The sequence below is a fragment of the Akkermansia sp. JRP_AM1 genome, from assembly GCF_049262625.1.
In the GTDB taxonomy this organism is placed as follows: domain Bacteria; phylum Verrucomicrobiota; class Verrucomicrobiia; order Verrucomicrobiales; family Akkermansiaceae; genus Akkermansia; species Akkermansia massiliensis.
Genome location: NZ_CP118234.1, coordinates 182,718 through 197,219 on the forward strand (window position 1 = coordinate 182,718; position 14,502 = coordinate 197,219).

At 57.7% G+C, this 14,502-nt stretch carries 10 protein-coding genes and 1 pseudogene; 8 read left to right on the forward strand and 3 right to left on the reverse strand.

Annotated features, from left to right (window positions below):
- Positions 1 to 62 precede the first annotated feature (62 nt).
- Positions 63 to 680 (reverse strand): hypothetical protein, encoded by a 618-nt coding sequence (locus PVA48_RS00785; RefSeq protein ID WP_146021105.1) that lies wholly within the window; start codon positions 678 to 680, stop codon positions 63 to 65.
- Positions 681 to 959: 279 nt separating this feature from the next.
- On the opposite strand from PVA48_RS00785, the gene PVA48_RS00790 reads away from it, so the two are divergent.
- From PVA48_RS00790 to PVA48_RS00800, 3 genes are all read left to right on the forward strand, one after another.
- Positions 960 to 2,831 (forward strand): 4-alpha-glucanotransferase, encoded by a 1,872-nt coding sequence (locus PVA48_RS00790; protein ID WP_180975165.1) that lies wholly within the window; start codon positions 960 to 962, stop codon positions 2,829 to 2,831.
- Between the two features lie 159 nt (positions 2,832 to 2,990).
- Complete coding sequence (locus PVA48_RS00795; protein ID WP_102728434.1) at positions 2,991 to 3,845, forward strand: 50S ribosomal protein L11 methyltransferase; 855 nt, start codon at positions 2,991 to 2,993, stop codon at positions 3,843 to 3,845.
- 26 nt (positions 3,846 to 3,871) lie between these two features.
- Positions 3,872 to 4,675 carry a hypothetical protein gene (locus PVA48_RS00800; RefSeq protein ID WP_423232082.1) on the forward strand — a complete coding sequence of 268 codons (804 nt, stop codon included), beginning with the start codon at positions 3,872 to 3,874 and terminating at the stop codon, positions 4,673 to 4,675.
- A gap of 125 nt (positions 4,676 to 4,800) precedes the next feature.
- Here PVA48_RS00800 and PVA48_RS00805 read toward each other — a convergent pair whose 3' ends face one another.
- Positions 4,801 to 5,409, reverse strand: a complete 609-nt coding sequence (locus PVA48_RS00805) for a riboflavin synthase (protein WP_102728272.1) — start codon at positions 5,407 to 5,409, stop codon at positions 4,801 to 4,803.
- Between the two features lie 24 nt (positions 5,410 to 5,433).
- Positions 5,434 to 6,817, reverse strand: a pseudogene (locus PVA48_RS00810) (putative Na+/H+ antiporter).
- A gap of 453 nt (positions 6,818 to 7,270) precedes the next feature.
- Between PVA48_RS00810 and PVA48_RS00815 the strand changes: the two are divergent.
- From PVA48_RS00815 to PVA48_RS00835, 5 genes are all read left to right on the forward strand, one after another.
- A complete protein-coding gene (locus PVA48_RS00815; protein ID WP_180975164.1) occupies positions 7,271 to 8,710 on the forward strand; it encodes a polysaccharide deacetylase family protein in 1,440 nt (479 codons plus the stop codon).
- Between the two features lie 676 nt (positions 8,711 to 9,386).
- Complete coding sequence (gene nuoD / locus PVA48_RS00820) at positions 9,387 to 10,631, forward strand: NADH dehydrogenase (quinone) subunit D (protein ID WP_102722830.1); 1,245 nt, start codon at positions 9,387 to 9,389, stop codon at positions 10,629 to 10,631.
- Positions 10,632 to 10,680: 49 nt separating this feature from the next.
- On the forward strand, positions 10,681 to 11,262 hold the full coding sequence (locus PVA48_RS00825) for a complex I 24 kDa subunit family protein (RefSeq protein WP_022396671.1): 582 nt from the start codon (positions 10,681 to 10,683) through the stop codon (positions 11,260 to 11,262).
- Between the two features lie 29 nt (positions 11,263 to 11,291).
- Complete coding sequence (gene nuoF / locus PVA48_RS00830; protein ID WP_102726997.1) at positions 11,292 to 12,692, forward strand: NADH-quinone oxidoreductase subunit NuoF; 1,401 nt, start codon at positions 11,292 to 11,294, stop codon at positions 12,690 to 12,692.
- Between the two features lie 51 nt (positions 12,693 to 12,743).
- Positions 12,744 to 14,480 (forward strand): molybdopterin-dependent oxidoreductase, encoded by a 1,737-nt coding sequence (locus PVA48_RS00835; protein ID WP_218957709.1) that lies wholly within the window; start codon positions 12,744 to 12,746, stop codon positions 14,478 to 14,480.
- Positions 14,481 to 14,502 lie beyond the last annotated feature (22 nt).

Here is a 14,502-nt window from a genome sequence, read left to right on the forward strand (position 1 = left end):
GCACGGCGCGAGCCGAAATATATCGTCCCATCCCTGCTCCCCGGCATCTGCGCCAAAGGCGCTTATTGTTTCACGCTTGATTCCGGGAGAGGCGCACTGACCGGAGGGGCTTCCTGCGGCGCGGCTCCCGAAGGTGACGGGGAAGCGGAGTCCGGCACAGGAACCAGGGAGGTGTTCATGCGGGACATATCCAGCTCACGGGAAGCCGCTGCGGCTTCCGGGCTGACGGCGCCCATATTGGCGGGCAGCGGAAGCAGGGCCCCGTCCGGCCCTGCCATGTCGGGAGCGGTGACGGGATAAAAGCCCATCATTTCCTGCGGATTGACTACTTCTGACAGGCTCACGTATCCCTGGCTGCCGTCCTCAAATTCAACCTTGGCGAACAAATCTCCGCAAACCAGCACCTTGGCTGTTTTCACGCCCCCCTTGACGGTTCCGCTCGTGGAAAAATTATTCTCCGGATTCTGTTCGAACACCATCAACTTTTCCTTCTTGAACGTGACGGATTCCCCCGGCTTGTAAGACGCCTGGTCCGCCCTGTGTTTGGCCGCCATTTTCTTGGACGTGATGCCCACGGGATCCAGCGCCGAACTCTGCCGCTCCCAGGCATTCATATGCTTGTTGGGACCGCAGGAAGCCAGAAGCGCCAGCAGGGCGGAAGGGAGAAGTGCCAATTTCATTTGCGTATGATTTTAACTGGCACAGATTGCGGATGGAAGCAGAATTTGCGCCTGTTTATTCAGGATGCCATTTCAAAAAGAAAAATCCTGTCTTTCCTGTCCAAGCGCCTTCCATTCATGCCGGACAGGCGGGAAAACTACCGCGCGTTTTTCCTGCGCCAACCCCGAATCATGGCGCAAAGGCAACGTATTAGGCTTGCCGCATTCCTCCGGGGAATGCTATTCTGCCTCTCACGGTTTCCACGGCTGGCACAGGTCCATCCGGGAAACCGTTCAAGCATGCGTTCTGATATGGATGAAAAGAGATTAGCCGGCGTAGTTCTGCCATTGTTCTCCCTGCGCCGCAACAACGACCACGGCATCGGGGACCTGACGGCCCTGCGCCAGTGGATTGACTGGGCGGCGGACGCCCACGTGGGATTTCTCCAGCTCCTGCCCGTCAATGCCCTGGGGCGGGACGAATGCCCTTCCCCCTATTCCGCCATCAGCTCCATCGCTCTGGAGCCCCTGTACCTTTCCCTGGAACCCTGGACCATTCCCGGCCTGGAAGAACGCGTCTTCAATGAAACCGGGGATACGCTGCCGTGGGAACAGCCCTCCGGCCCCAACCTGGTGGACTACCCCAAGGTCAGGTTCTGGAAAATGTGGATTCTGCGGGATGCATGGAACAATTTTAAGACCAAGCCGGAATATGAAGGCATCATGCCCAAGTTCCGGGAATGGGTGAGGGAACAGGGAAGCTGGCTGGAAGACTTTGCCTGCTTCCAGGTCCTCTGTGACCTGTTCGGCACGGAAATCTGGTGGCACTGGCCGGAACAGGACCCCGCACGGGCCAAGGCCATCGCCGCCGATTACGAGGAGGAAAAGGACTTCACCCGCTGGCTTCAATGGCTCTGTGAAAAGCAGTGGGAATTCATCCGGATTTACGCGGACGAACGCAACGTGAAACTGATGGGGGACATCCCCATCGGCGTTTCCCTGAGCAGCGCGGACGTCTTCTTTGAACGCTACCTGTTTGATACGGACTGGTGCGGCGGTGCCCCGGCGGAAGGCAATTACGCGGAGGACCCGTTCACGGGAAAATGGGGGCAGAACTGGGGCATTCCCCTGTACAAATGGGACGTCATGGCCCAGGACAACTTTGCCTGGTGGAGACGCCGGGTGAAATACTGCACCAAGATTTTCAGCATGTACAGGATTGACCACATCCTGGGTTTTTACCGCATTTACTCCTTCCCGTGGAAACCCACGGAAAACGAGGTTTTCCTGCCTCTTACCCTTGAGCAGGCGGCCCAGAGGACGGGCGGCAGGCTTCCCGGCTTCAAGCCCCGCGGGGATGACAACGCCGTGGACCGCAACCTGAACCTGACGGACGGAGACCTGTACCTGCGCCTCCTGCTCTCCGCCGCCCCCGGGGTCAGCGTGGTGGGGGAAGACCTGGGCTGCGTGCCGGATTACGTGCGCCCGAACATGCGCCAGCTTAACATTCCCGGCTTCAAGATACCCCACTGGGAAATCAGGACGGACGGCACCATCACCCCCGGAAAGGAATACCATGAATGCTCCTTTGCGGCGTTCGGCACGCATGACTTTGAAACCATCATGCAGACCTGGAATGACAGCTACGCCAAGATTGAGCGTGCGCAGAAACTGGGCCTGTGGGACGGCACCTCTCCCAAAACGCCGTCCGGCCCGGAGCAGGAAAGCATTGTGCACCAGGCGGAAGACGGAGCGCGCCTGCTGAAATGGTTTGCGGACTTCGCCGGCATGCAGCCGGAAACATGGCTCTCCTGCTGGAACCTGGAAATCAAGACGGCCATGTACAATGCCCTGTTCCGTTCCAACTCCCGTTACGCGGCCATCCTCTGGCCCGCCCTCTTTGACGTCAACAAGCGCCTGAACATTCCCGGCACCACGGGAGGCGCCAACTGGCGTGAACGCATGCCCTTCAAAGCCGTGGAAGCTTATGACATGCCCCAGACCGCATGGCTGCGCGCCGTCATCGGCGGTTCGGACCGCACGCCGCTGCAGGGCGAAGACGCCATCAGGGCGCTCAAGGAATCCAGCAGGCGCCTCTTCCCGAAGGTCACCGTCAACAATGAACGCTTCCTGAAACGGATGCTGATGTGGCCCAACGGAAAATCCCTGTAAGTTCCGGCCAGTTTCCGGAGCGCCGCAAGCCCCTGCGCCGCTTCATGGCCTTTATGGGAATAACCCCCTGGAATGGATAACCCATTGCAGCTTTCTTCAACTTTTCCTTCCGTTGCATCCGTCCTTGCCTCCTGCCGGAAAAGCTTCCATACTCCCCGCATGACCTGGAGCTGGAACAAACTGTCCCCCGCCAAATGGGAAGACGCGTGGAGTGAGCGCATTGCCGGAAATCCCAATGCCTCCATCACCATCATCAAGGGAGGCAAGACCATCAGGATTACCGTTTACTGTGACCGGGAAGAAGACGCCCTGACCCTGAAGCAGTATTTTGGCGGCACTGTCCGGGAAATCAAGACACGTGACTGGGTGGCGGCCCAGAACCGGGAGGAACGCGCCCCGCTCAGGATAAGGAATTCCCTGGTCATCACGGAACAGAGCTCCGCAGAAAAGCTTGCCGCCCTGCAACAACAATTCCCCGGACGCCGGATCCTGAGCGTTCCGGCGGAAATGGCCTTCGGCACCGGAGACCATGCCACCACGTCCACCTGCCTGCGCTTCATTGCCGACTTCGCCCAATCACGCAAAGAAACAGCCTGGACCATGACGGACATCGGCTGCGGAACCGCCGTACTGGCGATTGCGGCGCTGAAGCTGGGGGCGGAACACGCCACGGCCTTCGACTTTGACCCCATGGCGGTTGAAGTGGCCCGTCACAACATGGAACGCAATGCCGTCACGGCGGAACAGCTGGATTTATTTGTAGGGGACGTCTTTGAATGGACGCCCGCAGCCCGGCAGAAGGGCAACCTGGTCGTCGCCAACCTGTTTTCCACCATTCTGCAAAAGGCTTTTCCCCATATCATCGCGGCGATGAAGAAGGATGCCGTGCTGGTCATTTCCGGGATTCTGGCCTCCCAGTGGGAAGAAACGAAGGCGGCAGCGGAACATCACGGCCTTTCCTTTGATCGGGTCATCAAACGCGGCAAATGGGTCACGGCTAAAGGTTCCCTTTAATCAACTTAATCATTTTAATATAATTTATGTCAAAAAGCAAAGAACATATAAAACGTGAATTAGAATATCTATATGAATACGGCAACATGATTCTTATAGACGAAGCCATTAAATATAAAAAGATTCCTAAAGAAACAGAAAATATAATAAAAAATAAACCGAGCTATCAAGAATACAAAAACAAAAATCTCTCGCTGCTTTCCTCCTATCAAGATTGGTTTACAAAATCCTACAATATCGTACGGCAGATATTACCTGATAGACATCAGGAATTTTACGATTTATATAAAACAGAAAAAAGAAAAAGTATCGATTCTTTAACATATACAATAAGTGATTATTTTTTAGGATTAGTCGTTAAAAAAGGATCAGAGGAAATTGTAGATCGTATTAGTATATTTTCTTCAAAAATGTCTATACAAATTTCAATATTAGAAGCTTGTTTAAAACTTATAGATTCTAAATTAGAAAATATTGAAGAATTGTTACAATATGAACTCTTTGAAAATGAGTTGCAAGCTGCACAAAATTTACTTAATAAAAAGTACATAAGGGCAGCTGGAGTACTAGCAGGAGTAACTCTCGAAACTCATTTATTAAAAGTGTGTAAATTTCATAACATTATATTCCGGAAACAAAATCCAACAATATCTGATTTTAATGAAGAATTAAAAAAATTAGAAATCATTGATCTCCCAACTTGGAGATTAATACAAAGGCTCGGAGATATTAGAAATATGAGCGCTCATTCTAAAGAAAGAGAACCTACTCCTGATGAAGTTATGGATTCTATCAGGGGAGTAGAGAAGTTAATCTCAGAAATAAATTAACAGAATTATTTACTTTAATCTTGCTCCGACCAACATTCTTCTGTAGCTGTCATTCAAATACCATCGGCAGAAAAGAAAAACGACGTTACAAGATTATTCTATATAATTCCGTAAATTAATTTATTCTAGAACGATATTCTTGTATTTCCCCGGGAGGCGAACAGTTTTTCCACATACTTGGCCAGCATGTCCACTTCCAGGTTCACCGGCTGGCCGGGAACGGCGCGTTGCAGGTTCGTGCGTCCGAAGGTATGGGGCGTGATCCAGAATTCAAGCAGGGAGCCGTTCAAATTCGCAATCGTCAGGGAAATGCCGTCAATGGTGATGGAGCCCTTGTCAATGCAGTAGCGGGCCAGTTCATCCGGAATGCGCACTTCCAGGCGGTGGTCCTGCCCCACGGGCTCCAGGGCCGTAATAGTTCCGGTATTGTCCACATGCCCCATCACGAAGTGGCCGCCGAAGCGGTCCATGGCGGACATGGCGCGTTCCAGGTTCACCAGCCCCCCCGGCTGGAGGTTTCCCAGGCTGGTGACGCGGAGGGTCTGGGAAAGCAGGTCAAAGGAGACGCGCTCACCGTCCAGGGCGTCCACCGTCAGGCAGCAACCGTTGACGGCGACGGAATCCCCCAGGGAAAGTTCATGGCCGAATGGAATAATCAGCGTCAGTCTGGCTCCGCCGTTGATGGGCGTAAACCCTTCCACGGTTCCTGTTGTTTCAACGAGTCCGGTAAACATAAGAGTAAGCTCCGGTTCCGGCCCTTAATGGCCGAAGCAGGTGAAGAAGATGAACACGATGGCGGTGGGAAAAGCCGCCCAGGCAAACAGCCACAGGGGATTGATGCCCTTGAAGTACTTGCCCAGAATGGCCTGCCCCGCCGGGTTGGGGGCGTTGGCGATTACCGTCAGGCCGCCGCCCGTCACGGCGCCGGCCACCACGGAATACTTGACGGCTTCCGGCAGGTTGGGAACCGTGGACGCCAGGAAGGTGACGGCGGCATTGTCGTTGAACGCTGTCAGCAGCGTGGCCCCGATCATGGCGTAGTCCCCCAGCCGCGTCAGCACCGGTTCCAGCCACCAGGCCTGGACGCCGCCCAGAATGACCAGGCCCGCCAGGAAGAAGCCCACCATCATGGGAACGCGCAGGGACATCTGGTTCTGGTACTGCGGGGTAGCCACCGTAAAGCCAATGAAGAAGAGGAAGCTGCCGATGAACATGACCGGCTCATGGGCGAAGAGAACCGTCCAGGTCAGAAAGCAGACGTGCGCCAGCGTCACCCACGCCGGTATCTTGTCATTGCGGTCTTCCCAGGACTGGGGAACGGCGTCGTCAAACTCGTTGAACTCGCGTTGCTGGGCGGCCAGGCGGGCGAATTCCTTGCGGAAGAGGAAAAAGTAGGCCAGGTTGGAAATGATGATGGCTGAAACGGCCTTCCAGCCGAAGTGCTGGATCATGTGCGCAAGACCCCAGTCCCACTTTTCCGCCACCATCACCACGGGGGGCGGCAAAATGCGTCAGGGTGCCCCCGATGGAAATATTCACAAAAAGCAGCCCCAGCGTTGCATACATCAGGGTCTTCTTCGGCTTGAGGTCGTAAAACTTCTTGCTCAGGATCAGGGCGCCGATCGTCATGGCGGCAGGTTCCGTAATCAGGGAGCCGAGCAGGGGGGCAAGGGTCATCACGGAAATCCACCAGGCCCCGGGCGAAGATTTTCCAAGTTTGGCGCCGTAGTTGACTACGGATTCCGCCAGCTTGAAGATGGGGCGGGAAGAGGCGATGATCATGATAATCATCACGAACATGGGCTCCGTGAAGGAGCAGTCGTAATTCAAGTAGGCCGAGAAGTCCTCAAAGGAATAATACTTCCAGCACACGAACATGAAGGGGATGATCCAGATGCCGAACACGGCTTCCACTTCCCCCAGGAAATGGAAGATGGCGGACGCGAAGGAGACCGGAAGACGCTCCTCCGGGTGCATCACGCGGAAGTTGGTTTCCTTGAGCTTTTCCTTGTAGCGCAGGGCCAGCTTGTGGGAATAGCGTTCAAACCGCCCGGCCAGGAACGTATGGATAATAGCCCCCAGGAACACGAGCGTCACGGCCAGGTTGAACCCGCCGGACTGCTTGTTGCGCTCCGTGAGCACCTGGGACAGGCTGGCATCCGGCGGCGCGGGCTTGTACTGGTTCAGGGGAATGGGAAAATGGCTGTACTGTGATTCCCCCCCACTTCCGTAGCGGGATAGGCAGGTTCCGCCGCGCGAGCTGAAGCTTCACCGGCAGGAGCCCCCAGGAAAAAGGCGGCGGCAGCCACGGTAGTGAGCAGACCCGCACGGCGCGCCAGAACTTTGAAGAAATGACAAATACAGCTCATGTCTGCGGACAGACTAAACACCTCCCCTTTCTTCCGCGAGCTGAAAATGAGTCTGTATGCTTTTTAACGGGAACGCGTTCAGGCGGGAAAAGCCCGCACGGACCTGAAAAGGAGCGCGCACGGCAGGGAAAAGGCTGTCATGCCTGCCTGAGTTTAAGGTTGAACAGGAAACTTAAAAATAGTAGTTGCAGGTATGCGCTCCGCCCCAGGCCTCCTTTCCATTTTCTTGATTGCAGCCGGTGTCGCGTGCGCGGAGCTTCCGCCCGACCTGCCGCCCGCCACTCCCCTTCCCCTCGCGCCCGGACCGGTCATCGGCGGCACTATCAAGGGGAACCCTGCCGCCGGCGTTGTCCCCGTCAGGGAACTGATTGAAGCCAACCGCAGGAATGAAAACATTCCCATGGCGGAACCCATTCCCGGAGAAACGGTTTCCTCCATCCCCCAGGCGGAGCCCATCCCGAATGCGGAGCCTATTCCCGGGGAAACGAACCTGCATGCCCCGGTGCAGCCCGCAGGCCCGGTCCCGGTCATTCCTCCCACGGCCTTTTCCCCCGTTCCGGTTCCCCAGCATGAAACCCGCGTTGCCATCCTGGGCTATCATGATTTCAGCCGTACCCTTCCCGCCACGGAAATGCGCATGAATACGGACGTGTTCCGCGCCCAGATGCAGGCCCTGAAGGCCAGCGGCGTGCCCGTCATTTCCATGAAGGAATTCCTGGAATGGAAACTGGGAAGCAGGCAGCTCCCCGCCAAATGCGTGATGATCACCATTGACGACGGCTGGAAGAGCGTTTACACGGATGCCTACCCCATCCTGAAGGAAACGGGATTCCCGTTCACCGTTTTCCCCTATACCAAATTCATCACGGGCCGCGGCTCCGCCATGAGCCATGACCAAATCCAGGAAATGCTGGATAACGGCGCCACGCTGGGCAGCCACTCCGTCAGCCACCTGTACCCCAGATCATGGCGCGCCGCCCAGCGGAAGGGAACCCAGGCGGTTCTGGACCTGGCTACGGCGGAAATAAGCAATTCCCGGAAAATCCTTCAGGAAAAATTCCCCGGTTCCGCCGTGGAAGCCTACTGCTACCCGGGCGGATTCGTCCTGCCGGACATGATCACCAAGGCGGAGGAAGCCGGATTCCAGGCGGCCTTCACGGTGATTCCCAAGAAAGTAACCAAGGACACGGACCGCTGGCGGGTTCACCGCTACATGGTTTTTGGCAAGGATCCCAAGACATTCACCAGAGCCCTGAATTTCAACGTGCCCACGGCTCCGGAAACGCCGTCGGCCACTCCCGGCAACAATAGCAGCAGCGGGAACAGCCTGAATTCCTATCCGGCCCCGGCCCAGCCTGTCTACCCGGCGGCCAATACCGTGGTGAAAAACCAGAACCCGGACATCTCCATTTCCCTGGCCCGTGAACCAGCCTTCGATCCCAAACAGGTGGAAATGCGCGTTTCCGGCTTCGGCCTGGTGAATGCCCAGTATGACCCCAAGGAAAAAATCCTGAAATGGACGCCTTCCCGCCCCCTGCGCCTCAGCCCCGTAACCGTCCAGGTGCGCTGGAAAAACCTTGCCGCCAACCTGTGGCAGACAGCCACCTGGCAATTCGGCATCGCGGAGCAGGAAATGCACTTCATTCCCCAGAATGTAGTCAAATAATTCCGGCTGCTGTCGCAGCCATCGTCCCTCCGGAGCGCGGGTAAACGGGCAACCGGAAACTTCATACCCGTGTTTTCCGCCATAAACTCCTTCCTGGGAACAAGGGTCTCCGGCCCCTTGTAAAAACTCCGAACGGAAAAAGAGATGGCACTCTCCCTCCGCAATGTGGCGGAAAAAGCTCCTAAAAACCCGCAAGTCTCAAAACCCCTGAGAAACCAGGGCTCTTTCCAGCAAATTGAAGGGAGCGCTGCAAGCTCTTGCGGCAGCTGAGAGCATATGCGGCCAGAAGCCGCATCTTTTGCAAAACGTGAGAAAATGGAGAAAATCATTAACACCCTCTCCGTTCTCCTGCGGAAAAGTTTTATGCCGGAAAATCCGCCGCCCTCTCTTCCCGGACATGGGGTCCTCCGGACAGAAAAATATATCCCCGGTTCATGTTTTTCCTGCCGTTGCAGACGGCATGGGATTCCAAATGCATTCCTCCTCCCATTCCTCCTCTCCCACATGGGGGCTCAATGTTAGAATAGCCTAACATTCATAAGTTGAGGAGACTTCCGCATCAACGTGGAAAGCTCCCCGGAATGCCAAAAAAACTGACATTTGGCTTGCCCGCATGGTGTGAAGTGGCATAATCATTCGGCACCATTATCAGGTTCAGCCAGGCACGGACATCCACATGAAGACGAGCACTAAAACTTTCGCCATTGCAGATACAGCCGCTAACGCAGACTATCTCACCAATACTTCCGAACCGCTCGGAGAAACGATGACCCTGAACGTGGGCCCCTCCCACCCCGCCACCCACGGCGTGCTGCGGCTGGTGCTGGAACTCGATGGTGAAGAGATCATTAGCTGCGATCCGGTGGTGGGCCACCTGCACCGCGGCATGGAAAAAATCGGGGAGACCATCCAGTACAACCAGTTCGTCCCCTACACCGACCGCTTCGACTACCTGGCCCCTCTTTCCAACAACATCGCCTATGCCTGCGCGGTGGAAAAACTGCTGGGCTGGGAGCTGCCGCCCCGCGGGCAGGCCCTGCGCGTGCTGGCCCTGGAGCTTTCCCGTTTTTCCTCCCATATCCTGGGCGTCGGCGTGTACGGCATGGACGTAGGCGCCATGACCGTGTTCCTGTACTGTTATGAGGAACGCGAAAAAATCCATAACTTTTACGAACAGCTCACCGGAGCGCGCTTCACCTCCTCCTACACCCGCATCGGCGGACAGACGCGCGACGTCCCCAATGAAATGCTGAAGGAAGTGCTCGTCTTCTGTGACGAAGCGGGCAAGACCCTGGATGAAACGGAAGCCCTGCTGCTCAAGAACAAAATCTTCATCGACCGCCTTCAGGGCGTGGGCGTCATCAGCCGTGAAAAGGCGCTCTCCTGGGCCATTACCGGAGCCAACCTGCGCGCCAGCGGCGTCAAGCGCGACCTGCGCAAAACCAACCCCTACCTGGGTTATGAGAATTACGAGTTCGACGTTCCCGTGGGTGAACACGGCGACTGTTACGACCGCTTTACCGTGCGCATCGAAGAAATGCGCCAGTCCCTGCGCATCATCCGCCAGGTCATTGAAACCATGCCGGACGGCCCCATCAACATGGTGGACACCAAGGGCACGCTGCCTGAAAAGAAAAAGGTCATGACGGACATGGAATCCCTGATCCGCCAGTTCATGGCCACCACCATGGGCGTGAACGCCCCCGCCGGGCAGGTTTACTTTGCCGCGGAAAACCCGAAGGGCGAGCTGGGCTTCTTCCTGGACTCCAAGGGCGGCGGCCTTCCCAACCGCCTGCGCATGCGCTCCCCCTCCTTCTGCAACCTGTCCATCCTGCCGGAACTGCTGAAAGGCCACCTGGTTTCCGACGTTCCGGCCATTCTCGGCTCCTTCGACTTCGTGATGGGCGAATGCGACCGCTAAACACACGCTTCCCTTTTCCTTTCCAACTCAAACACCAAATTTCCTCCCCATGTCCGATTACGCTGAAAACGCCATCGACGCGACTATCGCCCACCAGCCCAGCCCGGGCGAACGGTTCTACCCGGCCTTTGAAGTAACGCCGGAGCTTGACGCCGCCGCCAGCGAATACGTCACGCATTATCCGGAAGGCAAGCAGAAATCCGCCGTGCTTCCCATCCTGCATGAAATCCAGAAAAAATTCGGCTTCATCAGCGCAGACGCCATCACCTGGGTGGGTGAAAAACTGAACATCTCCGCCGCCCACGTGCTGGGTGTGGTCACCTTCTATCCCGGCCTGCGCCAGATGTGCCCCGGCAAGACCCACATCCGCGTGTGCCGCACCCTCTCCTGCGCCATGGCGGGAGCGGACAGCCTCTTTGACGCCATCTGCGCGCGCCTGGGCATTGACAAGAGCGGCATTGACCACCACCACCCCATCGGCGTCAGCCCGGACGGCCTGTGGAGCGTGGAGGGAGTGGAATGCCTGGCCAACTGCGGATTCGGCCCCAACATGATGGTCAACGACCTTCTGTATGAAAAAGTCACTCCGGAACTGCTGGAGGAAGTGATCGCCAAGCACCAGAACGCCTAACCCTTTCCACCCCGCACCAGATTTTCGCCATGAGCATCACCTATCTTCCCGGTAAAGAACCCCACCCCAGGGAAACGCGCCGCATCCTGAAAAACGTCAACCGCGAAGGATGGAACACTTCCATTGACTGCTATCTGGCCGACGGCGGCTATGAGGAACTGAAAAAGGCGCTCGGCATGGAGCCGAAGGCCGTCATTGACGAGGTGAAAAAATCCGGACTGCGCGGCCGCGGCGGCGCGGGTTTCCCCACAGGCGTGAAGTGGACCTTCATTCCGCCGAACAACACGAAGCCCGTTTACCTGGTCTGCAACTGCGACGAATCCGAACCCGGCACCTTCAAGGACCGCTACATCGTCCACCAGGACCCCCACCAGCTCATTGAAGGGATGGTCATCTCCAGCTACGCGGTAGGCGCGCACCTGGCTTACATCTACATGCGGGAGGAATTCCCCATGGCCGCGGAAATCATGCTCAAGGCCCTTCAGGAAGCGCGCGAACGCGGCTTCCTGGGCAGCAACATCCAGGGTTCCGGCTACGATCTGGAAATCCACGTGCACCGCGGCGCGGGCGCCTACATCTGCGGTGAGGAAACGGCCCTGCTCAACTCCCTGGAAGGCCAGCGCCCCTACCCGCGCATCAAGCCTCCCTTCTTCCCGGCCGCCATCGGCCTGTACGGCTGCCCCACCATCGTGAACAACGTGGAATCCCTCTGCCAGGTGAAGCACGTCATCGCCATGGGCGGAGAAGCCTACAGCCAGGAAGGTGCCCGGCGCTCCCCCGGTACCCGCATCATCGGCGTTTCCGGCGACGTGAAACGCCCGGGGTTCTATGAAATCGTTTCCGGCTCCATGACCTTCGGCGAACTGCTGTATGACGTCTGCGGAGGCCCGCGGGACGGCCGCGAGTTCAAGGCCGTCATTCCCGGCGGCTCCTCCTCCAAGGTCATGCGCACGGACGTGGAATACAAGGTGCAGAACCCGGACGGCACCATGGGCAAAATCTCCTTCTTCGACATTCCGCTGGACCTGGACAGCATCTCCCAGCACGGCTCCATGTCCGGCTCCGGCGCGGTCATCGTCATGGACGACTCCCGCTCCATGCCCTGGGCCATGAACAACATCAACCGCTTTTACGCGCATGAATCCTGCGGCCAGTGCACCCCCTGCCGGGAAGGCTGCCCGTGGATGATGAAGCTCAGCACCCGCATTCTGGAAGGCAAGGCCGCTCCGTCCGACGTGGACCTGCTGATTGAAGTGGCCAACCAGATTGAAGGGAAAACGGTCTGCGCCTTCGGTGAAGCCGCCTCATGGCCCACCCAGGCCATGGTCTCCAAGTTCAAGGAGGAATTCGTGGCCCTGACGGACCCTTTCAACGCCTGCCTGCCCCATACCAGGGAAGGCCGGGAACAAACCCGTTTCCTCACCCGCTAACAGCAGAACGCAACACCACTTTTCAATACCATTTCCCTCCCATCCGTCATCATGAGTGAAGAAGCTTCCAAACTCCCCAAAGACATTGCCGCCGAGGAAGGCAAGGTGAACGTCCAGATCAACGGAACGTGGCACCGGTTCCCGCGCGGCACGCGGATTGCAGACGCCTGCCGTTCCGTAGGCGTTCCCATCCCGTGCTTCTGCTACCACCCCAAGTTGGCCGTCGTCGGCTCCTGCCGCATGTGCATGGTGGAACAGGGGATGCCGCCCCGGCTGGCTCCGGGCCAGACTCCCTCCTATGATGAAAACGGCTACCAGCGCATCCAGTGGATGCCGCGCCCCATCATCTCCTGCGCGAACACGGTGGCGGAAAACATGGGCATCCGTACGGACAGCCCCCTCGCCAGCGAGGCGCGCCGCGGCGTGATGGAATTCCTGCTTACCAGCCACCCGCTGGACTGTCCCATCTGCGACCAGGCCGGGGAATGCAAGCTCCAGGAATACTCCAACGACTACGGCCAAGTGGAAGGCCGCTATGAGGAAAAGAAGACCAAGAAGGGCAAGAACCTGAGCATCGGCCCGCGCGTGAACCTGGACCAGGAGCGCTGCGTGCTCTGCGGCCGCTGCGTGCGCTTCATGCGCGACATCATGCATGACGAAGTTCTCACGATGGCCCAGCGCGGCACCTTCAACGCCATCACGGTCTATCCGGGCCGTGAGCTGGACAGCAACTACTCCCTGAACACCGTGGACCTCTGCCCGGTAGGCGCTCTTACCTCCAAGGACTTCCGCTTCAAGATGCGCGTCTGGTTCCTGAAGGAAACCAAGACCATTGACGTGGACTGCGGCACGGGCACCAACATCATCCTCTGGACGCGTGAAGACAAGGTGTACCGCATCACCCCGCGCCCGAACGACGCCGTGAACTCCTGCTGGATGCCGGACTCCCACCGCCTGAATTACAAATACATCAACGCGGAAACGCGCATTCCCCAGCCCGTCATACGCACGGACGCGGGAGCGCCCCACCGCCCGTCCACCTGGGAACCCGCCCTGGCCTCCGTCACGGAAGCCGTCAAGCGCGTCTCCCCGCACCAGCTCGCCATCATCGCCTCCGGGCGCATGACCAACGAAGAACTTTACATGGTCCGCCACCTGGCCGCGCAAATCGGCACGGACATGGTGGACATCGTCCCCCGCATGGGAGAAAGCGACGGCATGCTGATTGCCGCGGACCGCAACCCGAACACGAACGGGGCCAAGCTGGTGCTGGGCATTGAACCCGGCTCCAGGCTGGCCGCCATCCGCGACGGCGTGCGCAACGGCTCCATCAAGGGCATCCTCACGCTGGGGGAAGACCTCACCGCCCCGGAAGCCGGCTTCACGGCGGAAGACCTGAAAAAGCTGGATTACCTGTTCATGACCGCCCACAGCGTGAATGAAACGGCGCGCCACGCGGACCTGGTTCTGCCAGGCGTCACGTATGCTGAAAAATTCGGAACGATGATCAACGTCACGGGCCGCATCCAGCGCCTGAACCGCGCCATCCAGCCCGTGGGCTACGCCAGGGATGACTGGCAGATTCTCCGGGACATCACCCTTCTGCTGGGCGGCAACCCCGCGCTGAAAGACTTCAACTCCGCCCTGGACATCCTCACCGTCATGAGCACGGAATACGGCGCCCTTAACGGCGTCACCTGGGGCTCCATAGGAGACGGGGGCCAGCCCATTCTGGAAACCGGCGTCACCATTCCCGTGGTGGAACATGAAAAAAGCCAGGGCCGCTAATCACACTTCACACGCACACAAC